The organism is Mesorhizobium sp. M0019 (genome assembly GCF_040323975.1).
Lineage (GTDB): Bacteria > Pseudomonadota > Alphaproteobacteria > Rhizobiales > Rhizobiaceae > Mesorhizobium.
Map to the genome: position 1 here is coordinate 81,243 of NZ_JAMYVK010000022.1, position 21,387 is coordinate 102,629.

Here is a 21,387-nt window from a genome sequence, read left to right on the forward strand (position 1 = left end):
CGCAAGAGCGGCGCGTTCAGAGCGGCGCGTTCAATCGTGATCGCCTCTGCCCAAACGGAAAAGGGCGCCACCGGCGCCCTTGAAACTGCTTATCCGTCACCCGGCCTCAGCTGTCGAGGAAGCTTCTGAGCTTGCGCGACCGGCTCGGGTGCTTGAGCTTGCGCAGCGCCTTGGCTTCGATCTGGCGGATGCGCTCGCGGGTGACCGAGAATTGCTGGCCGACCTCTTCAAGCGTGTGGTCGGTGTTCATGCCGATGCCGAAGCGCATTCTGAGCACGCGCTCTTCGCGCGGCGTCAGCGAGGCCAGCACGCGCGTCGTCGTCTCGCGCAAATTGGCCTGGATCGCCGCGTCGATCGGCAGGATCGCCATCTTGTCCTCGATGAAATCGCCGAGATGCGAATCCTCCTCGTCGCCAACCGGCGTTTCGAGCGAGATCGGCTCCTTGGCGATCTTCAGCACCTTGCGCACTTTTTCCAGCGGCATTGCGAGTTTTTCCGCCAGTTCTTCCGGCGTCGGCTCACGGCCGATCTCATGCAGCATCTGGCGCGAGGTGCGCACGATCTTGTTGATCGTTTCGATCATGTGCACCGGAATGCGGATGGTGCGCGCCTGGTCGGCGATCGAACGGGTGATCGCCTGCCGGATCCACCACGTCGCGTAGGTCGAGAACTTGTAGCCGCGGCGGTATTCGAATTTGTCGACCGCCTTCATCAGGCCGATATTGCCTTCCTGGATCAGGTCGAGGAACTGCAGGCCGCGATTGGTGTATTTCTTGGCGATGGAGATGACGAGGCGCAGATTGGCCTCGACCATTTCCTTCTTGGCGATCGCGGCTTCGCGCTCGCCCTTCTGCACCTGGTTGACGATCTTGCGGAATTCCTGGATCGAAATCGCCGTCTCGGTGGCGAGGTTCTGGATCTCGGCGCGCAGGTCGCGGATGGCGTCCTTCTCGTTCTTGGTGAATTCCTTCCAGCCGCGCGAAGTCAAATTGCCGATCGAGCGGGTCCAGTTCGGATCGAGCTCCGAGCCCTGATATTCCTTGAGGAATTCCTCGCGGCGCACGCCATAGCTTTCGGCCAGCCGCAACAGCTTGCCTTCGTTCTGCACCAGGCGCTTGTTGATGTCGTAGAGCTGCTCGACCAGCGCCTCGATGCGCGCCGTGTTCAAGGACAGCGACTTCACCGCCTTGATCAGTTGGTCCTTCAATTCCTTCAGCCGGCGGTCCTGACTGGGCGACAGCGTGCCGGCGGCGGCCAGCCGGTTCTCGACCTGCTGGTCCTGCAGCTTGCGCAGTTTCTTGTAGGTGTCGGCAATGACGTCGAGCGTCTCCATCACCTGCGGGCGCAGTTCCGCTTCCATGGCCGCCAGCGACAGGCTCGCCTCGTCATCGTCTTCCTCGTCGTCGTCCACCAGGCCACGCGTGTCGCCGCCGACATTGGTGATGTCGTCCTCGTCCTCGCGCGAACGGCGCGACTTTTCCTCGGTCTTGGCTTCCTCGATACGCTCGACAACCGGCGCCTGCTTGGCCTCCGGCCCGGCATAGGTCGCCTCGAGGTCGATGATCTCGCGCAGCAGGATCTTAGATTCGTTGAGCTCGTCACGCCAGATGATGATGGCCTGGAAAGTCAGCGGGCTTTCGCAAAGGCCCGCGATCATCGTCTCGCGGCCGGCCTCGATGCGCTTGGCGATCGCGATTTCGCCCTCGCGCGACAGAAGCTCCACCGAGCCCATCTCGCGCAGATACATGCGGACCGGATCGTCGGTTCGGTCGGTCGGCTCTTTCTTGGTCGTGGTGGCGGCGACGGCGGTGCCGGTCTGCTCGGCGAGCTCGTTGGCGTCTTCCTCGGCATCAGCGGCGGTGTCGGCGGCTTCGGGCTCCTCGCCCTGCTCGTCGTCCTCGACCACGTTGATGCCCATGTCGGAAAGCATGGCCATCGTGTCCTCGATCTGCTCGGAGGTCACTTCCTCCGAGGGCAGCACCGAATTCAGCTCGTCCATGGTGACATAACCGCGCTTCTTGGCGGCCTTGATCATCTTCTTGACAGCATCGTCGGAAAGGTCGAGCAGAGGGCCATCGGTCGCGGCCTCGCGTTCGGTCTCGACTTCTTCCTTTTCTTTTGTCGCCATAGTCTTTATTTTCTCCAAGCGGCTGAGTATCAAAGCCGCGTAAGCTGCCGGTCCGGTCAAATTGGATGCGCTCCTTCCAGAACGCGCTTTACCGGGCCAGTAACTGCATCTCTCGTTAAGTCCAGATTAACCCTGATATCTGTGGCAAGCTGACTGCCTGTCCAGTGATCAGTACCTTACATCGCTGCATTCCCGTCGATGCCGGGGCGGGTTAACGTTTCGAATCGACCTGATTCCGCCATTCTGCCGGAAGGTCAAGCGCCTCTCGCATGATTCGCATGAAAAAAGCGAATCAATTACCCGACTTAGAGCACCGCACGCTTGATTCAACGCGCAAGCACGTCCTTACATTTCAGTCTTCTGGAGGCTTCGATCTAAACGCGCCCAGCTCTGCCCGACGATACGCCAAACCCTTCGATCAGCGCTTCCGTTGCCTGCACATCACGAAATTGCGCCTGGATTTCGACCAGGTGCCGGTAATTTTCGTCCGTGGGATCGCTGGCGAGCGCTGCTTCCGCCTGCTTCAGCTCCTTATGTAAGGTGCGCGCGCTGCGCTGCAAGTGGAGAGCTTGGCTGAACGCATCGCGAGCATCGTCGAGTGCTGCCGTTTCCAGCGCCGGCCATTGCCGCGCACGTTTGATCAGCGCCACCGCGCGCTGCCAGATCTCACCGCAGCCGGCCCGCTCGATCGTCGCGATTACAGCCTCGCGGTTGTTGGCCATATCGTGCGCCATGGCGTCGAGGATGGCCGCATGCAGCCGCTTCAGATCGGAATTGGCGAGATCGAGGAACTCGACATGGGCGAAATTCTCGTCGATCAGCACGGGATGGTTGACGAGGGCCGCAATGATCGTCGCCTCGCGCACCGACATGCCCTCGCCGCCGCGTTTGACCAGCGCCGAGCGGCCGAGGCTTTCGGTGATCGCGGTGCGCCCACCGGCACCGCCGCCACGTGCAAACTGTCCGCCGGGTGCTGAGACCCTGCCCGGGAAGCGCTCACCGGGCCGTCCGTCCTGACGTCCCTGGCGTCCGCGCTGGGCACCGAAGAAGCTCTGCACGCGCTCGCGCATTTCCTGTTGGTAGTGATAGCGAAGGCTCTCGTCGCGGATGCGGCTGGTCAGTTCGCGTAGCGTCTTTTCGAGCTCCGCCCGCCGTTCCGGCGTGTCGAAGATGCCGCCGGCGGTCTCGCGCATCCACAAGAGGTCGGCCAGCGGCCGCGCCTCGGAAAGCACGGCGCGGAACGCATCCGGCCCGTCACCCTTGACCAGATCGTCGGGATCCTTGCCCTCCGGCAGCAGGGCGAAGCGCACGGAGCGGCCTGCCTGGACCGCCGGCAGCGCCATGTCGGCGGCGCGCCACGCTGCCTTCAACCCGGCTTGGTCGCCGTCGAAGCACAGCACCGGCTCGCCAGCCATGCGCCATAGAAGTTCGAGCTGGTTTTCAGTCAACGCGGTGCCGAGCGGCGCCACCACGTTTTCGAAGCCGGCCTGCGCCAGCGCGATCACATCCATGTAGCCTTCGACGGCAATGACGGTGCCGCCCTTGGCCAGCGCCCCCTTTCCCAGTGCTTGCCGCGCACGGGCGAAATTGTAGAGCACGTTGCCCTTGTGGAAGAGCTCCGTATCGGGCGAGTTCATATATTTGGCCAGCGCATCCGGCGCCAGTGCCCGCCCTCCGAAGGCGATGATCTTGCCCCTGGAATCCGGGATCGGGAACATGATGCGGTCGCGGAACCAATCATAGGAAACCGGGACGTCGTCGCCATGGCGCACCAGCCCGCACGCCTCGATGTCGGCCTTGGGGACACCCTTGGCGGCAAGATGCTCCTTCAGCGCATTGCGGCTGTCGGGGGCATAGCCGAGGCGGAAAGACTGCTGCGTCGCCGGTGTCAGCCCCCGGTCGCGCAGATAGGCGCGGGCCTTTGCCCCTTCCGGTCCCTGCAGCCGTTCCTGGAAGAACGCCGTCGCCATCTCCATGACGTCAGTCAGGCTGGCGCGTTCCTTTTCGCGCCGCTCCTCCTGGGCATCGCGAACCGGCATCGGCACGCCGGCCATGTCGGCGATCTTCTCGACCGCTTCAGGAAAGCTCATCCCGTCAAGTTCGGTCAGGAACTTGAAATGGTCGCCCGAAACCGAGCAGCCGAAGCAATGGTAGCGGCCCTTCTTGTCCTCGCAGTGGAAGGACGGGCTCTTCTCGCCATGGAAGGGACAGCACGCCCAATAGTCGCCGCGCGGCGCGTTAGTCTTCTTCCTGTCCCACGCGACGCGCTGGCCGATCACCGAAGAAATCGGCACGCGGTCGCGGATCTCGTCGAGGAAAGCAGGTGGAAAGCGCATGGGGGGACAGCCCGTTTGGCCTCCATATAATCACACGGGCGAAGCCCGACGACTCCTAATGGCGATCATACCCGGTTTTCACAGGCCAAAAAGAGAAGGCGGCCCGCGGGCCGCCTTCTCGATCTAAACCGACGCAGCGCGGTCAGCCGTTCCGGGCTCATTGCGCGGCGATAGCACCGAAGATCAGGCCGGAGAGAACGCTGACCAGCAGATAGTCGTTGCCGACCCGGATCCATTCCTGCCCGGGACCCGGACGGCGCAGGCCATAGTGGCGATAGTCGCGGATCGGCTGGTGACGCTTCCAGCTGGAATATCTCTGGCCGTTGCGCCAATGGCTGCGCTTCACGACGATCTTTTTCTTCACTACGACGCGCTTGTTCACGTCGACATGCCTGCCGGGCCTTTGCCAGTCGACCTGGCTGTAGTTCGACTGCGGCGCGTTTGGTGTGTTCAGAGGTGCAGCCTGGCCCTGCCAGGTGGTTGCAGCCAGCATCGAGAAGGCAATGGCGGAAAGAACGACGCGTTTCATGGCGGGTACTCCTTGGTTGTCGATGCCTAGGGAATAGAGCCGGACGGATGAACCGAAACTGAACACCGAGATTACGTTTTCGTAATGATTTCTTATATTTAGAACGACTAATTCAGCGCTACCTTTAAAGCTGGCATCCGCGAATGGACGCATGACCCGCCGCAACTCCGCAGTCTATGCAACCATTTTGTCAGCCATCCATTTCCGACACGCTCCGTCGCGTGCCAACAGGCGTCGGAACCGGGCAAAATTTATTATTCGGCTAAAATAAATCGGAGTAATATCAACCTCTGCAATGTCCACGATTCGCGCCCACTTTTGCACCCTTGACGTCACGGCGCCCGCGTCGCTGGCATCTGTTGGGTTGCGGGGTCGGGCATGAGTGGCTCTGTCGTTTTGCTGCACCTTGCCGGTGCGGTCGCATTGATGCTGTTTGCCACCCGTTTGGTGAAGACCGGCGTCGAGCGCGCCTATGGCGATGTGCTGCGCCACAAACTGCGCGCCACAATGCGCAATCCGTTCATGGCGGTTCTGGCCGGCTGCGGCCTGGCTGTCGCGCTGCAAAGCTCGACCGCCGTCACCTTGCTGGTCGGCTCATTCGCCGGCTCCGGTATTGTCAGCGGCATGTCGGGCCAGCTTGCGGTGCGCGGCGCCGAGATCGGCTCAGCACTGGTGGTCAAGCTGCTCACCTTCGATCTGTCGCTGCTGGTGCCGATCTGCCTGGTCGCCGGCACCGTCATGTTCATGGCCACCGAGCGGCGCGACTGGCGCCAGTTCGGCCGCATCCTGGTCGGCATCGGCCTGCTGCTTCTGTCGCTGGAGATGATCGGCCAGGCGTCGGAGCCACTGCGCCAGAGCACGCTGATGCCGCTCATCGTCGATTACTTCTCCGGCGATCCGGTCACCGCCTATCTTCTGGCGGCGTTGGTCACCTGGCTGTTCCATTCCTCGATCGCCGCGGTGCTGCTGATGGTGACGCTGGCCGGCCGCGGCTTCATCCCGCCCGAACTCGGCATCGTGCTGGTGCTCGGTGTCAATCTCGGCTCTTCGATCATCGCGCCGCTTCTAACCCGCAACGCAGAACCCGGCGTTCGTATCGTGCCGATCGGCAATCTCCTGATGCGCGGCATGGGTTCGCTGATCATGCTGATCCTGTTCCTGACGTTCAAGCCGCCGGTCGCCTTCTTGGGCAGCACGGTGCCCGAGCAGATCGTCAATGCCCACATTGTCTTCAACATCCTGATCCTGATCGCCGGCCTACCGCTGGCGAGCCTGGTCTATCGCGCCTCGGAAAGGATCGTGGCGTTGGGCACCAAGCCCCAGGAAGCTAACGCGCTCGACGTCGTCGAGCTTTCGGCGCTCAACGAAAGTGCGCTCGACGTGCCGAGCCAGGCATTGGCCAACGCCACCCGCGAGGTGGTGCGGGTCTGCGAAACGGTCGAGATCATGCTGAAACGGATCATCGAGCTCTATGAGAGCGCCGATGCCGACAAGATCGGCGCGTTGGCCGCACTCGACGACCGTGTCGACAGGAAGCACGCTGCGATCAAGCTCTATCTGGCCAAGGTCACCAAGAACCCGTTGAGCGAGGACGAGGCGCTGCGTTGCCAGGAGCTGATCGGCGCCTGCGTCAAGCTGGAGCAGGTCGGCGACATCATCGTGCGCAACATGCTGGTCCACGTGAAGAAGAAATTCGAGCGCGGGCTGGAGTTCACGCCGGAAGGCTGGCGTGAGCTTTGCGCCTTCCATGGCTTGGTGCTTGCCAATGCCAGGCTTGCCTTCAACGTGCTGGTATCCCGCGATCCGGAGACCGCTCGCCAGTTGGTGCTGGAAAAGGACCGGCTGCGCGACCGCGAGAAGGAAACCAGCCAGAGCCATTTCGTGCGGCTGCGCGACGGCACCCCCAAGAGCGTCGAGACCAGCTCCATTCATCTAGACACCATTCGCGACCTCAAGCAGATCAACTCGCTGCTCGCCTCGATGGCCTATCCCGTGCTTGAGGAGCGCGGCCTGCTCACCGGTTCGCGGCTGAAGGCTGGATAGATTGCGTCCACAGGCCGGGTAGCTTCAGAACATCGCCTATGAAAATTGCTGTGGGCCAATGCGCAAAAATTATCTTTGCGCCACCTCCTGTCTGTCGGCTAAAGATCGCCGCATCTACCGCAAGGAAAGTCGATGGACACCCATTCCCGCAGCTTCGCCAAAGCGCTTTCCTGGCGCGTCACCGGCACCATCGACACGATGATCATTTCGCTCGTCGTGACCGGAAGCATCAAGCTCGCCGCGGCCATCGGCCTGACCGAGGTCGTCACCAAGTCGCTGCTCTACTATCTTCACGAGCGAGCGTGGCTGAAAATTCCTTATGGAAGGAAGGCAGCCGCCTAGCTCTTGCCTCCGCGGCGGGCGCCCGACCGGCGATCAAGAAAAGCTAAAGCGGCGTCGACAATTTCTGGATTGCCCGCTGCCCTGATCCGTGGTTTGAGGCCACCTTATCCGAGGATCGCCTTTCCGCCATGCTCCCCCTCATTGCCCTGTTCATTGCCGCCTTCGCCTTCGGCACCACCGAATTCGTCATCGCCGGCGTGCTGCCGCAGGTGGCGGAGGGCCTTGGCGTCGCGATCCCGACCGCCGGCTATCTCGTTTCCGGCTATGCCGGCGGCATTGCAGTCGGCGGCCCGCTGCTGGCGCTCGCCACCAAAAGGTTCTCCCGCAAGGCCCTGCTGCTTGGACTGACTGCAGCCTTCACCATCGGCCAGGCCGCCTGCGCGCTGGCGCCCGACTTCGCCTCGATGCTGCTGTTGCGGATAGCGGTGGCCGTGGCGCATGGCGCCTATTTCGGCGTTGCCATGGTGGTGGCCGTCGGCCTCGTGCGCGAAGACCAGCGCGGCATGACGGTGGCGCTGATCCTGTCCGGCCTCACCGTATCGAACGTAATCGGCGTTCCGGCCGGCACGGCAATCGGCAACATCTGGGGATGGCGTGCGACATTCTGGGTGATGTGCGCGCTCGGTGTGGTGGCCTTCACGACAATCGGCGCCCTGCTGCCGCGCAAGACGGGATCGTCGAGCCCGTCGGCGAGCCTTGGAAGCGAGGTCCGCGTGCTCGCACGCCAGCAGGTCTGGACCTCGCTCATTATTATGCTGATGCTGATGATCGGCCAGTTCGGCCTGTTCACCTACATCACGCCGACGCTGCTTGAGGTCACAGGCCTCGACGAGAAATGGATACCTTGGGTGCTCTTGCTCAATGGGGTCGGCGCAACGATCGGCGTCTTCGTCGGCGGGCGGCTCGCCGACTGGAAGCTGATGCCGTCGCTCATCGCCATGCTTTTCCTACAGGCGGCAATGCTCGCCTTGATCTACGCTGTCAGCCCTTACCCGCTGCCGATGGTGATAGCGATCTTCGTCTGGGGCGGCCTCAACTTTGCCATCGGCACGCCGATCCAGACCCGCATCCTGACCTGGACCGCAGACGCCTCCAACCTTGCCTCGTCGCTCATCCCGTCGGGCTTCAATGTCGGCATCGCGCTCGCCGCATCGCTCGGCGCGGCGATGCTCAATGCCGGCTATGGCTATCGCAGCCTGCCGGTGGTTGGCGCGATCGCCATGCTGGTCGCGGTCGCGGTTGCGCTTGCCTCGCATGTCTGGGAATGGCGAAGCCGGGCTGCGCCGCCGCTGCCGGCTGCCGCCGAATAGGGCTACAGATCGATCCGGTAGCGCAGGCTTTCCGCGCCGCCATAGGCGGCGTCCTCGAAGAAACGCCCGACGAGCCGGCCGCCATTGGCCAGAACGACCTTCTGCGAGGGCACATTGTGAGGCTTGCAGGTGATTTCGACGAAGGGCAGGCCAACCGCCCTCGCCTCCACCAGCATCAGCCGCAGCGCCTCGGTCGCATAGCCGCGTCCCCGTTTCCACGGCACCACCGCATAGCCGATGTGGCCGAGCACATGCGACGGCAGCGCCGCGGTGCCGTGCTGCCAGCGCAGGCCGATTGAGCCTGCGACTTCCCCGTCCCAGATCCAGCGCCGGAATCCGGGCAGCCGCGGCACCGTCGAACCGTCGGGCAAGGTGATCGGCGGTCCCTTGCCATCGGAATCGTCGAGATCGCCAAGGAAAGTCGCTGGATCCTTTTCGATAGCCGCAAGCTGCTCGCGCGTCGCGTCGAGCAGCCGCACATTGTCCGGCGACCAGCCGCGCTCGAGGGCCGCCTTGTAGGACGGCAGGTGTTCAAGCGCCGGTTTGACGAGTTCGATCACGGGCGCGAGCTTTTTGGCTGCCGGATTGCGGGCGCGACGGCAAGGGCCTTCGGCAGCTTACTGAAGCAGGCTCTTGACGATGCCGCTCGCCTTGGAAAAATCCATCTGACCGGCGTATTTCTCCTTGAGCGCCGCCATCACCTTGCCCATATCCTTGACGCCGCTAGCGCCGGTCTCGGCGATGGCGGAACGGACGGCGCTTTCCGTCTCGGCCTGACCCAGTTGCGTCGGCAGGAAGTCGCGGATGATGGCCATCTCGTCGCGCTCCTGCGCTGCAAGCTCCGGCCGCTTGCCGTCATCGAACGCCTTGGCCGATTCTTCGCGCTGCTTCACCATCTTGGCCAGGATCTGCAGGATTTCGTCGTCGCTGGCCGGCTCCTTGCCGGCGCCGCGATTGGCGATGTCGCGATCATGAATGGCCGCCTGGATCAGCCGCAATGTCGGCAGCCGGCGCTTGTCCTGCGCCTTCATCGCACTCTTCAGGGATTCGGCGATTTTGCCTCGCATGGTGCTTTCTCCTTCGAATGCCGCGGACAATAGTCGTGCCGATAGCTCAAGGCAAATTCGATAGCGTCCGGCAAACCGCTGATATTATTCGACGAAATAAATCCAGGCACGCACGGCGCGGCATCATTGACCGCCTTGGCGCCTTCCCCTATGTACTGGGCCTTGCATGAATTGAATTCTAGTGCACGTCGCCCAAAAATGCGTAGCGGTTTTGGCAACGACAGGCACAAATGAAAACTTAGCGCGCCGAGGCTGTGAGATCGCCGCTTCGCGCCTTTTGTTGCGCCGACTGAGGGCGCAACCTTTAGGAGTGCCGCCATGGCAACGATGACAGCCGCGTCGACCCCCCCTTGGGCCAGCGAGAGACCGACAGCCCTGCTGGTGCTGGCGGACGGCACTGTCATAGAGGGCCGCGGTCTGGGCGCCACCGGCTCCGCCGTCGCCGAGGTCTGCTTCAACACCGCGCTGACCGGCTACCAGGAGATACTCACCGACCCATCCTATGCCGGCCAGATCGTCACTTTCACCTTTCCGCATATCGGCAATATCGGCACCAATGACGAAGACATCGAGGACCTCAACCCGCTGGCCCGCGCCGGCGCCGTCGGCGCCGTGTTCAAGGCCGATGTCACCAACCCGTCGAATTACCGCGCCGGAACCGGTCTCGACCAGTGGCTGAAGAAGCGCGGCATCGTCGCACTTTCAGGCATCGACACGCGGGCGCTGACCGCGCTGATCCGCGAAAAGGGCATGCCCAATGCCGTCATCGCGCACGCGCCCGACGGTATCTTCGACGTCGATGACCTCAAGCGCCGCGCCGCCGCATGGTCAGGGCTTATCGGGCTTGATCTCGCCAAGGAGGTGACCTCCGGCCAGTCCTCGGTCTGGCGCGAGACGCCCTGGGTCTGGAACGAGGGCTTTGGCGAACAGGCTGATCCGTCGATGCACGTCGTTGCCGTCGACTACGGCGTCAAGCGCAACATATTGCGCCTGCTGGCCGGCCTCGGCGCCAAGGTCACTGTGGTGCCGGCAAAAACCGGCGCCGAGGAGATCCTGGCGATGCGGCCCGACGGCATTTTTCTATCCAACGGCCCTGGCGATCCGGAAGCCACCGGCGACTACGCCGTTCCGGTCATCCAGGATCTGTTGAAGACCGAAATCCCGCTTTTCGGCATCTGCCTCGGCCACCAGATGCTCGCGCTGGCGCTGGGCGGCAAGACCGCAAAAATGCATCAGGGCCACCACGGCGCCAATCATCCTGTCAAGGACCACACCACCGGCAAGGTCGAGATCGTCTCGATGAACCATGGCTTTGCCGTCGACGCCGACTCATTGCCGAGCGGCGTCGAGGAAACCCATGTCTCGCTGTTCGACGGTTCGAATTGCGGCATTGCGCTCACCGGCAGACCGGTCTTCTCGGTCCAGCATCATCCCGAAGCCTCGCCGGGCCCGCAGGATTCGCACTATCTGTTTCGCCGCTTCGTCAACTTGATCCGCGAAAAGCGCGGCGAGCCGGCACTGGCCGAGCGTGTTTAGCGCATTGCGTAAAAACGGATTTGACTGACGGCGCCGGCCGGGCTCCCGGCGCCGATCAAGCCCCGTCTGTCACCGCTTCCTGCGCGTGCATGCGTTTGACTTCCTTCGGCGTCGGCTTGGCCACCCTGGTGACGAAGACGACGAGCGCCAGCGTGAGGAAAATCGCGCCGAGCAGATAGGGGGCACCGCCGAAAACCACGGGCGCGTTCGGCCCCGTGAACCAGGAAAAGATCGCCGTATAAAGCAGCGGTGTGATGATCGAGGTGATCGAGAAGATCGAGGTCATCGCGCCCTGGAGTTCGCCTTGGGCGGAAGGTGGCACCTTGGCGGCCGCCAGGCTTCTGAGCGGCGGGTCGGCCAACGCCTCGAGACATCCGACGACGATCACTGCATAGATCATCCAGCCTTGTGACGCGAAGGCGTAGCCGAAGGCGCTGAGTGCGGTAAATGCCAGACCGATTACCGCCGTCTTCCACTCGCCAAGCTTAGGGATCACGCGCGGCAAGACTGTCGCCATGACGATCGCCCCGCACAGGCCGAAAGCGCCGAGCGAGAAGCCGATCTGTTGTTCGCTCCAGCCATAGCGATAACTGGAGACGAACGACCAGACCGCAGGATACATCATGTGCCCCAGCGTCATCAGAAAGAAGACAAGTCCGATCCAGCCGATACCTTCGTAGTTGCGCATCTGGACGAGCGTGCCGACCGGGTTCGCGCGTTTCCACTCGAAGCGGCGGCGGTGCTTGTTATCAAGTGTTTCCGGCAACAGAAACAGCGCGATCAGAAAGTTTGCGAAAGCAAGCCCGGCAGCGAAATAGAACGGCACACGCGGCCCGAACGTGCCGAGCAACCCGCCCAGAACCGGCCCTATGACGAAGCCGACGCCGAAAGCAATGCCGAGCAGCCCGAAATTCTTCGCACGATTTTCGTCGGTCGAGATATCGGCAATGAACGCCGATGTCGTGGAATAACTGGCGCCGGAAATGCCGGCCAGCACGCGGCCGATGAACAGCATCGGATAGGACCAGGCGATAGCGCAGATCAGATTGTCGATAGCGAACGTCAGCACCGAGGCGAGCAGAATTGGCCGCCGCCCGAACCGGTCGCTCAACCCGCCCATCACTGGTGCGAAAACGAACTGCATCGCCGCATAGACGAAGAACAGCCAGCCGCCCTCGATAGCCGCCTCGCTGATGCCGACGCCGGTCAATTCCCTGAGATAGGCCGGCAGCACCGGCATAATGATGCCGAAGCCGATGATGTCGAGCAGCAGGGTGGTGAAAACAAGCGCAAGGCCCCGCCTGGCGGTTTTGGGGTCTATCATGATGGTATCTCCTCGGGCCGCCCGAGCGAACGGGAACACACCTTATAGGCGAGCACATCGCTGGGAACAATGAGGGAACGGGCAGAGTGCTTTCATCCTGACATCCCCTGACTGCGGTCCAGTCTCTCGGATTACGAGAAAACCGTCGGCTCAGATCGGGTTGTTGAACGTGTCGCAGTCCGAAAGCTTGCCGTTCTGGAACCCGCGCGCCAGCCAGGTCTGCCGCTGCTGCGACGTTCCGTGGTTGAAGCTTTCCGGCACGACGTAGCCCTGCATCTTCTTCTGCAGCGTGTCGTCGCCGATCTGCTTGGCGGCGTTCAGTGCCTCCGCCATGTCGCCCTGCTCCAAAATGCCCTTCTGGCCGGTGAAATGTGCCCAAATGCCGGCAAAGCAGTCGGCCTGGAGCTCGACCTGCACCGACAAGTGGTTGGCGTCCGCTTCGCCCATGCTCTGCCGCATCTGGTTGAATTTGGGCAGGATGCCGACGAGGTTCTGCACGTGATGGCCGACCTCATGCGCGATCACATAGGCCTGTGCGAAATCGCCCGAGGCACCGAACTGCTGATCGAGCTGCTGGAAGAAGGTGGTGTCGAGATAGACCTTGCGATCGTTGGGACAGTAGAATGGTCCGGCCGCTGACGAGGCAGAACCGCAGGCGGAGCGAATCTGGCCGCTGAACAGGACCAGTTTTGGATCTTGATAGGTCAGGCCCTCGGACTGGAAAATACCGGTCCAGGTATCCTCGGTCTCGGCCAGCACGGTCGACACGAACTGCTTCATCTCGTCGGATGCCGGCGCACCGGTGCCGCCGCCTTGCTCGCCGCTATTGTCGGTGATCTGGCCGCCGCCGGGCTGCAAGCCGCTGTTATCGAGGATCTGACTCGGGTCGAAGCCGAAATACCACCCTGCCAGAAAAATCAACCCTACGATGATAATGCCCGACATGCCGCCGCCGCCGGCGCGACCGCCGATCGGGATGCGAAACTGCCCCGGCCCGCCGCCAAGCCCGCCGCTCTGGCCGCGCTCGTCCTCGACATTGTCACTCTGACGACGGCCCTTCCAGAGCATGGCAACCCCCGTGATGCAATTTTCCGGCCGATCGGGCCGTGTCCCGGTTCGATCGGACACGACAACAATTATCTCAACGGTTACGCCAAGTCACAGTATTTTTCGTGCGAACAAGCAATGCTTGCTGACGCTTGCCTGCTCTGGCCGAGACATCGCAAGGTCTGTGCCGTTCACCCTGCTCATGGGAAGCGAGAGTCGCGCGAAGAGATACGCTGGCCGTGCTTTTCAGCGGGCGGCGATTATTGCCTTGCGAAAGGCTTCGAGCGTCTCGGCGCTGACATGATGCTCGATGCCCTCGGCGTCGATGCGCGCCGTCTCGGCGCTGACCCCGAGCGAGCGCAGGAAGGCCTCGACGGTCTGGTGGCGAATGCGGCTCTCTTCCGCAACCTTGCGGCCTGCATCGGTCAGGAACACGCCGCGATAAGGCTTCCGGGAGACCAGCCCGTCGGCGCACAGCCGCGTCAGCATTTTCGCCACCGTCGGCTGAGCGACGCCGAGCCGTGCCGCGATATCGACCTGGCGCGCCTCGTTGCCATCCTCGATCAGGTCGGCGATGAGCTCGACATAATCCTCGACCAGCGCGCTGCGGCGCGCTTCACGCGTCTGCCTGAAGCCTTCCGAGTGGATTTCTGCGTCAGGCAGCGGCTTTTCGCGAGGAACCGGTCTTTTCTTCAGCGCCAATACGCGCTCCTCCCGGCAGTTTGAATCGACATTGCGGTCATAACACGGAACCCTATTGGTTCTGGCCGTTTATTTCCATTCGGTGGCCGGCGCAACCGGCGTTCACTGCCGTTCCGGCCGCACGGCCAAGCGGCCACAAGAAAAAGCTCAGACAATGAAATATAGCATATTGCATAATGTTCAGCCGTGGCATAGATAAGGAGACAACATCGATCGTTCCAGCGGAAAGCCATTTCATGTCGGAAGCCGAAGCCACCTCAGCCCCCCGGTCCATGTGGCGATTTGCCCGCCCGGAGGACGACGAGCAGCCCAGCCTTCGCGAAGTCAACGCAACGATCGCGGTGCCGCACTCGGGGATCTGGCTTCGCCGGCTGTTCGCCTTCATGGGGCCGGGCTACATGGTTTCGGTCGGCTATATGGATCCGGGCAATTGGGCGACCGACCTCGCCGGCGGGGCCCAATTCGGCTACACGCTGCTTTTCATCATCATGTTGTCGAACCTGATGGCGATCCTGCTGCAGGCACTCGCCGCCCGGCTCGGCATCGCCACCGGCCGCGACCTTGCGCAGGCGTGCCGCGCCTATTATCCGCGACCGGTCAATTTCATGCTTTGGGTCGCTTGCGAATTGGCCATCATTGCCTGCGACCTGGCCGAGGTCATTGGCACGGCGATCGCCTTGCAACTGCTGTTCGGGATTCCGCTGATCGGCGGCGCCATTATCACCGCGCTCGATGCCTTCCTGCTGCTGCTGCTGATGAACAAGGGCTTCCGTTTCCTCGAGGCCTTCATCATAGCGCTTTTGATTATCATCTTCGGCTGCTTCGCCATTCAGATCTTTGCCGCCGCCCCGCCGGTCGGCTCCATCCTGCACGCGATGTTCGTGCCGTCGTCCGAGATCGTCACCAATCCGGCCATGCTCTACATCGCCATCGGCATCATCGGCGCCACGGTGATGCCGCACAATCTCTATCTGCATTCCTCGATCGTGCAGACCCGCGCCTATGAGCGCACCGATCGCGGTAAGCGCGACGCCATCAAATGGGCGACGACCGACTCGACCATCGCGCTGATACTGGCGTTGTTCGTCAATGCTTCCATCCTGATCGTGTCGGCGGTGGCGTTCCACGGCACCGGTCATCATGACGTTGCCGAGATCGGCCAGGCCTTCGAGCTTCTGTCGCCGCTGCTTGGCCTCGGCATCGCTTCCATCCTGTTTGCCGTAGCGCTGCTCGCCTCCGGCCTGAACTCGACGGTGACGGCGACGCTCGCCGGCCAGATCGTGATGGAAGGGTTCTTGCGGCTGCGCATCCCGCAATGGGCGCGCCGCCTGCTGACGCGCGGCATCGCCATCATCCCGGTGGTGGTGGTCACCGCGCTCTATGGCGAGAAGGGAACCGGCCAGTTGCTGGTCTTCAGCCAGGTAATCCTGTCGATGCAGCTCCCCTTCGCTGTCGTACCGCTGGTGCAGTTCGTCTCGGACAAGCGCAAGATGGGCAATTTCGCCATTTCCCGCGCCGTTGCCGTGCTGGCCTGGGTGGTCGCCGGGCTCATCCTGGTGCTCAACTTCAAGCTGCTCTACGATACGGTCGTTGGCTTGGGCTGAGCGTTCTCGGCTCCAAGCTGAGACGATAAGGTCGGCAGTCATCTGCCCTTCCAACCCTGGAAATTTGCCGGCCGCTGTCGGATAAATGTCCGTTCGCCCGTCCTTGGCTCGAACTCCGGCCATGACGGCACGGATCAGGGAAAGGGAGCTCCAATGAGGAAGATCATCGCCGCAACATTCGTCAGCCTCGACGGCGTCATGCAGGCGCCCGGCGGCCCGCAAGAGGACCCTGTCGGCGGCTTCAAATTCGGCGGCTGGACGTTTCACTACTGGGACGATGTGATGGGCGCCGCGATGGGCGAGACGTTTTCAAAACCGTTCGCGCTGCTTCTCGGCCGCAAGACTTACGACATCTTCGCCGCCCACTGGCCTTATCAGAAGAATGATCCGATCGCCGACAGCTTCAACGCCGTCACCAAATATGTGGCGACGCACAGGCCGGATTCGCTGTCCTGGCAAAACAGCCAGCCGCTCGGCAGCGATGTCGTGGCGACGTTGCGCCGGATGAAGCAGGAGGACGGCCCCGACCTGCTCATTCAGGGATCGAGCGAGCTGATCCAGACCTTGCTCGCCAATGACCTGATCGACGAGATCAGCTTGCTGATCTTCCCGCTGGTGCTGGGCAAGGGCAAAAAACTGTTCGGCAGCGGCACGATACCTGCCGCCTTCAAGCTGACCCGTTCGCAGGCATCGACCACCGACGTCCTCATGGCGAGCTATGAACGCTCCGGCGAGATCAAGACCGGGTCATTTGCCACGGAGCAGCCGTCCGAAGCCGAGATCGAGCGGCGCAAGAACTGGAAGTAGATGCCGCGGGGCGATCAAGGACGGCTGAACACTGGCCGTCCTTTTTGCTGTTTTTAAGCCGCCTCTCGTCGCCCTGCCAACCCATCGCGGAGGTGGCCCGCGAATGCCAGTGCAGCCGGCGCGACGTCGTGCTTCGGCAAATGCAGATTGATCGAAAAATTCGGCAATGACGGCAGCTCCGGATCGTTGGCCAAAATGTCGAGGTCGACAGGCACGGTCGACGCCAACCAGGTGGTGACGGCCAAGTCCGAACGCACCGTCGCCGTCGTCGCGTCGATGCTGCCGTTTTCGAATACGGTGCGCCATTCCAGCCCATGCTCGTTAAGCGCCTCCAGCACCACCGGGCGGAACGCACAGGTCTCGGCGACCATCGAAACCGGCAAGGGCCGCTTGCCGCGGGCGGCGCCGCCTTTGGCGCCGACCCAGACCAGCCGGTCGACAACAAGGCATTCACCGGCCGACCGACCGATCGGCTCCTCGATCACCGCGAGCTCTATAGTGCCGGTCGCCAAGGCTGCGGCCAACTCTGGCGACGAAGCACAGACAAGCGAGATCTCGACCTGCGGATAGGCCTCGGCATAGGCCTTCAGCACCGGCGCAAGCAAGCTGCCGACAAGGTCGTACGGCACCCCGAGCCGCACCTGACCGGCAACCGCATCGCCCGCCATCTCCGCCAGGATCTCGTCATTGAGGGAAAGCAGGCGCTTGCCCTTGCCGAACAATCGCTCGCCGGAGCGGGTCAATCGCAATCCGCGCCGATCGCGATCGAACAGGCTGCAGCCGAGAACCTCTTCCAAACGCTTGATCTGCTGGCTGACGGCACCTTGCGTCAAATGCAGCGCGTTGGCCGCCGCCGTCATGCTGGCCTTGTCGGCAACGGTGACGAAGGTTCGAACCAGGGCAGTATCGAGGTTGCGGAGCATCCGGCTATTATATTTGCTAATACAGATCATAGCAAACATTGCATTTACTGATGAGCCAAACAGCCTACCGTGCAGGCTTCAAAGGAAGCAGCATGTTTGAAACCGTCCTTCCCCTCGTCCTGTTCGCGCTGGTCTCAACCTCAACGCCCGGCATGGCCACGACCTTATCGACGGCGTCCGGCGCGCAGTTCGGCTTTCGCCGCTCTATCCCGCTGATGGCCGGGAGTGCGGCCGGCTTGGCCACGGTGGCTGCGGCAGGTGCTGCCGGGCTCGCCAGTCTGCTGGCTGCCGCTCCTTCGCTGCAACTGGCAATGAAAATGGCCGGTACCCTCTATCTGACGTGGCTTGCCCTCAAGATCGGCCGCAGCGGTCCGCCCAACCTGGACGTGGCCATGGCAAAGCCGAACAGCTTTTTGGGCGGCGCCGGCCTGCAATGGATGAACCCAAAGGGCTGGGCCATGGGGCTGGGAGCGGCGGCATCCTTTGCCGCGCTCGCCAACGGGCCGCTGCAGCTCGCCGTGCTGCTCGGCACGGTCTTCGGCCTTGCAGCGGCCCTATCGCTGGCGGCGTGGTGCGTGGCGGGCACGCTGCTCGCCCGGTTGCTGCGAACCGAGCGGCAGTGGCGCATGCTCAACGCCGTGCTTGGCCTGCTGCTGGCCGCCTCGATCATCCCGATGTGGCGGACAGCGTAAGATCAGTCTTTAGCCATGTCAGGCAGCGTAACGCGCCGCCGGCTTGCCCGCCAGAAGACTGCCGAAGAAGCCTTGCGGACGCGAAGAAAGGCACCCCCCCGGCAATATCGGCAAGACCCGGTGCCGTGAATGCTTCACCTTTTTCCAGGCCAACCAGCGCTGCATCGACCAGATCGTCGGCGGTCATGACGATTTCTTGCGGAACGTCGGCGAGGTCGCTTCCGGCAACTTCCCAGAATTCGGCACTGGACGAAATCGCCGCGCTGGATTTTGACGCACCGCCGCCGCGACTTGAACTATCGGCGGCCGGCAGCCAAGCTTTGCTAACAAGCCTTACTCGGCCGGCATCGCCACCGGACGCGCCGCCAGGTGGCCCGCCAGCACGACGCCCAGACCGACGATCGGGAATGCCGCCGCGACCACGCCGAGGTCGGCCGGTGCGCCATAGCGCAGCACCGCGGCGCCGACCACGGCACCCAGTGCCACGCCGAGATAGAGCGCCGAAGCGTTCAGCGACAGCACGATTGGCGCGGCATCGGGCGCCAGCTTGATGATGCGGCTGGCCTGCGCCGGCGGGAATGCCCAGCCGACGATGCCCCACGGCACCATCATGGCCATCAATGCCGGCCCGGCGATCTCGCGCGGCAGGAACATCGGGATCAGCGAAAACGTGACCAGCATCGCGGCACTCAGCGCCAGTGACCAGCAGACGGTGCGCGTCGCGCCGAAACGGTCGGCGGCCTGACCGCCGCCGATATTGCCGATGACCGCGCCAACGCCGAAAGCGAGCAGCATTCCGGGAAGCGCGATCGGGTTCAGTCCGCCGCCTTCGATCGCGAGCGGCGCGACAAAGGCAAAGACGGTGAAGGCGCCGATCAGGGCCAGGATGGTCGTCACCAGGATAGGCATGACGCCGGGGCGAAGTGCCGCTGCCAACCGCATCCGGAGCGGCAGCCTGGTGCCGACGATGCCGCGCGGCAGCCGGTACCACAGGATCGCGCCGGCGAGCGCACCAAGGCCGGCGATGGCAAAGAAGGTGCCGCGCCAGCCGGCAACCGTCGCAACGAGCGCGCCGAGCGGTGCTCCGACCGCGACCGCAACCGTAGTGCCGCCGACGACCACGGCAATGGCGCGGGCGCGGTGATGATCGTCGACAAGCGCAACGGCCGTTCCCTGTGCGGTCGCCGCGAACAAGCCTGACGACAGCGCCATGACGATGCGCGCGATCAACAGCAATTCGAAGGAGGAGCTTAGCGCCGCGGCGACGTTGCCCAACACGAAGAACACCAGCGTCCACAGGATGACGCGGCGCCGGTCCCATTCGCCGGTCAGCGTTGCCAGGATCGGCGTGCCGATCGCATAGGCGAGCGCAAACGCGGTGATCAGCGTGCCGGCGAGCGGAACGGAGATGGCGGCATCCTTTGCAATGTCGGGCAAAAGGCTGGAGATGACGAAACCTTCGGTCGAAATCGTGAACGATCCGAGCGCAAGCCAGATGAGGCGCTTATCCATGGCAATTTCCTTAGTTCAAAGGTTATTGAACAATTGGACATAACAGGGCATGATGTCAATAAAGCCGCTGCAAAATAGCCGAACCATCCTGACAGCCCGGTGTCAGGACGGGGCGACGGGACGAAACTATGTGTCCATTAGCCACGAGAGAAGATGCGTTGAAATCGGCTCCGAATGTGCTTAATTCCTGGGCATGACCTTGCCCCATCCCACCGCCGACCAGATCAGCCTGCCGAACGTGCTTGCCGTGCTCGGCGACCCGACGCGACTGGCCATCGTGCGCTATCTCGCCAGCAAAGAGGGCGTGCCGCTGAATTGCAGCCGGTTCCTCGATCTCTGCTCGAAGACCAATCTGAGCTACCATTTGGCCAAGCTGCGTGAGGCCGGCGTCACCCGCACCGAGGCGGTTGGAACCAGCCGGCTGATCACGCTGCGCCGTGACGATCTCGACCGCCGCTTCCCGGGCCTGCTCGACAGTGTTATTGCCGCGGCCGGCGACGCATCGTTGCCGGCGGTCGGCGGCCACGAGATCGAAGTCCGCGCCTGAACGACCCGAAGCTGGGTTCCGCTCTCGCTCGCCTCGCGAGGCGAGCAAAGTAGCTTCACCCGCCCTCCAGCCATTCCAATTAACGGAGCCTGCCATGCGCATTGCCGTCCTCGCCGACATCCACGGCAATGTCCTGGCGCTCGACGCCGTGCTCGATGATCTGCGGCAGCGCGGCGGCGCCGACCTCATCGTCAATCTCGGCGATTGCGTTTCCGGCCCGCTCTGGCCGCGCGAGACCATGGAGAGGCTCGAGACGCTCGACCTGCCGACGGTGCGCGGCAACCACGACCGCCGCGTTGCCCGCGACACCGCCGACGAGACCATGTGGCCGTCCGACCGCTACGCGCAGGAACGGCTGACCGCAGGCCAGCGCGAGGCGCTGTTCGCGCTGCCCCTCACGCTGGAAGTCGCGCCCGGCATACTCGCCTTCCATGCCCGGCCCGACCACGATGAAAAATACCTGACTGACGCGATCGTCGACGGCCGGCTGGTGCGCGCGCCGCTGGTCGCAATCGAGCGGCGCCTCGGCGCGATCGATCCCGCCTGCCGCATCATGCTTTGCGGCCACAGCCATCGCAGCGAGCTGGTCCGCATTCCCGGCGGTCCGGTCATCTTCAACCCGGGCAGCATCGGCTGCCCGGCCTATCACGATGATACGCCGCCGGCGCATGTCTCCGAGCAGGGCTCGCCGCACGCCCGCTACGGCATCGTCGACTTGCACCCCGACAGTTTCGAAGCCATCGCCGTCGATTATGACCACGAGGCGGCGGCGCGCCAGGCCGAGCAGGCGGGACGGCCCGAATGGGCTCACGCGCTGCGCACCGGCTTCATGCCGGGCTGAGCTTGCTCATGCCTAGAGCGGCGGACTTTCATGTGAGTCCATACCCTGCGGCTGCGAAGTAATTTCTGCATTCTATTGGAGAGAAGAGATTGCAGAT

The 21,387-nt window shown here is 63.0% G+C and carries 20 protein-coding genes; 9 read left to right on the plus strand and 11 right to left on the minus strand.

Features of this window, described 5'->3' with window-relative positions:
• Positions 1–106: 106 nt before the first annotated feature.
• From rpoD to NKK47_RS17615, 3 genes are all read right to left on the minus strand, one after another.
• Positions 107–2,128: an RNA polymerase sigma factor RpoD gene (gene rpoD, locus NKK47_RS17605; RefSeq protein ID WP_023678297.1), complete on the minus strand. Its 2,022-nt coding sequence runs from the start codon at positions 2,126–2,128 to the stop codon at positions 107–109.
• Positions 2,129–2,502: 374 nt separating this feature from the next.
• Positions 2,503–4,464 carry a DNA primase gene (gene dnaG, locus NKK47_RS17610; protein ID WP_352567921.1) on the minus strand — a complete coding sequence of 654 codons (1,962 nt, stop codon included), beginning with the start codon at positions 4,462–4,464 and terminating at the stop codon, positions 2,503–2,505.
• A 157-nt stretch (positions 4,465–4,621) separates the two neighbouring features.
• Positions 4,622–4,993 carry an RcnB family protein gene (locus NKK47_RS17615; RefSeq protein ID WP_352567922.1) on the minus strand — a complete coding sequence of 124 codons (372 nt, stop codon included), beginning with the start codon at positions 4,991–4,993 and terminating at the stop codon, positions 4,622–4,624.
• Between the two features lie 378 nt (positions 4,994–5,371).
• Here NKK47_RS17615 and NKK47_RS17620 point away from each other — a divergent pair, with 378 nt between their 5' ends.
• From NKK47_RS17620 to NKK47_RS17630, 3 genes are all read left to right on the plus strand, one after another.
• The gene (locus NKK47_RS17620) at positions 5,372–7,036 is read left to right on the plus strand and encodes a Na/Pi cotransporter family protein (RefSeq protein WP_023678300.1); all 1,665 of its coding nucleotides are present in this window, start codon (positions 5,372–5,374) and stop codon (positions 7,034–7,036) included.
• Between the two features lie 132 nt (positions 7,037–7,168).
• On the plus strand, positions 7,169–7,378 hold the full coding sequence (locus tag NKK47_RS17625) for a DUF2061 domain-containing protein (RefSeq protein WP_023678301.1): 210 nt from the start codon (positions 7,169–7,171) through the stop codon (positions 7,376–7,378).
• A 128-nt stretch (positions 7,379–7,506) separates the two neighbouring features.
• On the plus strand, positions 7,507–8,688 hold the full coding sequence (locus NKK47_RS17630; protein ID WP_352577726.1) for an MFS transporter: 1,182 nt from the start codon (positions 7,507–7,509) through the stop codon (positions 8,686–8,688).
• Between the two features lie 2 nt (positions 8,689–8,690).
• Here NKK47_RS17630 and NKK47_RS17635 read toward each other — a convergent pair whose 3' ends face one another.
• Together NKK47_RS17635 and NKK47_RS17640 are read right to left on the minus strand one after the other, a co-directional pair.
• On the minus strand, positions 8,691–9,248 hold the full coding sequence (locus tag NKK47_RS17635; RefSeq protein ID WP_352457535.1) for a GNAT family N-acetyltransferase: 558 nt from the start codon (positions 9,246–9,248) through the stop codon (positions 8,691–8,693).
• Between the two features lie 57 nt (positions 9,249–9,305).
• Positions 9,306–9,755: a GatB/YqeY domain-containing protein gene (locus NKK47_RS17640; protein WP_023678304.1), complete on the minus strand. Its 450-nt coding sequence runs from the start codon at positions 9,753–9,755 to the stop codon at positions 9,306–9,308.
• Between the two features lie 318 nt (positions 9,756–10,073).
• Here NKK47_RS17640 and carA point away from each other — a divergent pair, with 318 nt between their 5' ends.
• Positions 10,074–11,291: a glutamine-hydrolyzing carbamoyl-phosphate synthase small subunit gene (gene carA / locus NKK47_RS17645; protein WP_084641355.1), complete on the plus strand. Its 1,218-nt coding sequence runs from the start codon at positions 10,074–10,076 to the stop codon at positions 11,289–11,291.
• A 55-nt stretch (positions 11,292–11,346) separates the two neighbouring features.
• Here the strand turns inward: carA and NKK47_RS17650 are convergent, their stop codons facing one another.
• The 3 genes from NKK47_RS17650 to mntR all read right to left on the minus strand — a co-directional run bounded on the left by NKK47_RS17650 (position 11,347) and on the right by mntR (position 14,364).
• Complete coding sequence (locus NKK47_RS17650) at positions 11,347–12,615, minus strand: TCR/Tet family MFS transporter (protein WP_352577727.1); 1,269 nt, start codon at positions 12,613–12,615, stop codon at positions 11,347–11,349.
• Between the two features lie 150 nt (positions 12,616–12,765).
• Positions 12,766–13,683: a KPN_02809 family neutral zinc metallopeptidase gene (ypfJ, locus tag NKK47_RS17655; RefSeq protein ID WP_023678307.1), complete on the minus strand. Its 918-nt coding sequence runs from the start codon at positions 13,681–13,683 to the stop codon at positions 12,766–12,768.
• Between the two features lie 225 nt (positions 13,684–13,908).
• Positions 13,909–14,364: a manganese-binding transcriptional regulator MntR gene (gene mntR / locus NKK47_RS17660; RefSeq protein ID WP_023678308.1), complete on the minus strand. Its 456-nt coding sequence runs from the start codon at positions 14,362–14,364 to the stop codon at positions 13,909–13,911.
• A gap of 236 nt (positions 14,365–14,600) precedes the next feature.
• Here mntR and NKK47_RS17665 point away from each other — a divergent pair, with 236 nt between their 5' ends.
• Entirely contained in the window at positions 14,601–15,968 is a 1,368-nt protein-coding gene (locus tag NKK47_RS17665; RefSeq protein ID WP_352450711.1) for an Nramp family divalent metal transporter, read from the plus strand.
• A gap of 153 nt (positions 15,969–16,121) precedes the next feature.
• Positions 16,122–16,775, plus strand: coding sequence for a dihydrofolate reductase family protein (locus NKK47_RS17670; RefSeq protein ID WP_352567931.1), 654 nt, complete (start codon positions 16,122–16,124; stop codon positions 16,773–16,775).
• 53 nt (positions 16,776–16,828) lie between these two features.
• On the opposite strand, the gene NKK47_RS17675 is transcribed toward NKK47_RS17670, so the two are convergent.
• Positions 16,829–17,698 (minus strand): LysR family transcriptional regulator, encoded by an 870-nt coding sequence (locus tag NKK47_RS17675; protein ID WP_352577728.1) that lies wholly within the window; start codon positions 17,696–17,698, stop codon positions 16,829–16,831.
• Between the two features lie 92 nt (positions 17,699–17,790).
• Here NKK47_RS17675 and NKK47_RS17680 point away from each other — a divergent pair, with 92 nt between their 5' ends.
• The gene (locus NKK47_RS17680) at positions 17,791–18,390 is read left to right on the plus strand and encodes a LysE family translocator (protein ID WP_352567933.1); all 600 of its coding nucleotides are present in this window, start codon (positions 17,791–17,793) and stop codon (positions 18,388–18,390) included.
• Here NKK47_RS17680 and NKK47_RS17685 read toward each other — a convergent pair.
• Positions 18,365–18,577: a hypothetical protein gene (locus NKK47_RS17685; protein ID WP_352567934.1), complete on the minus strand. Its 213-nt coding sequence runs from the start codon at positions 18,575–18,577 to the stop codon at positions 18,365–18,367. The genes NKK47_RS17680 and NKK47_RS17685 overlap by 26 nt on opposite strands.
• A 146-nt stretch (positions 18,578–18,723) precedes the next feature.
• Entirely contained in the window at positions 18,724–19,902 is a 1,179-nt protein-coding gene (locus tag NKK47_RS17690) for an MFS transporter (RefSeq protein WP_352457527.1), read from the minus strand.
• A 193-nt stretch (positions 19,903–20,095) separates the two neighbouring features.
• Between NKK47_RS17690 and NKK47_RS17695 the strand changes: the two genes are divergently transcribed.
• Both NKK47_RS17695 and NKK47_RS17700 read left to right on the plus strand, forming a co-directional pair.
• Positions 20,096–20,449 carry an ArsR/SmtB family transcription factor gene (locus NKK47_RS17695; protein WP_352457526.1) on the plus strand — a complete coding sequence of 118 codons (354 nt, stop codon included), beginning with the start codon at positions 20,096–20,098 and terminating at the stop codon, positions 20,447–20,449.
• Between the two features lie 94 nt (positions 20,450–20,543).
• Positions 20,544–21,290: a metallophosphoesterase family protein gene (locus NKK47_RS17700; RefSeq protein WP_352577729.1), complete on the plus strand. Its 747-nt coding sequence runs from the start codon at positions 20,544–20,546 to the stop codon at positions 21,288–21,290.
• Positions 21,291–21,387: the final 97 nt, after the last annotated feature.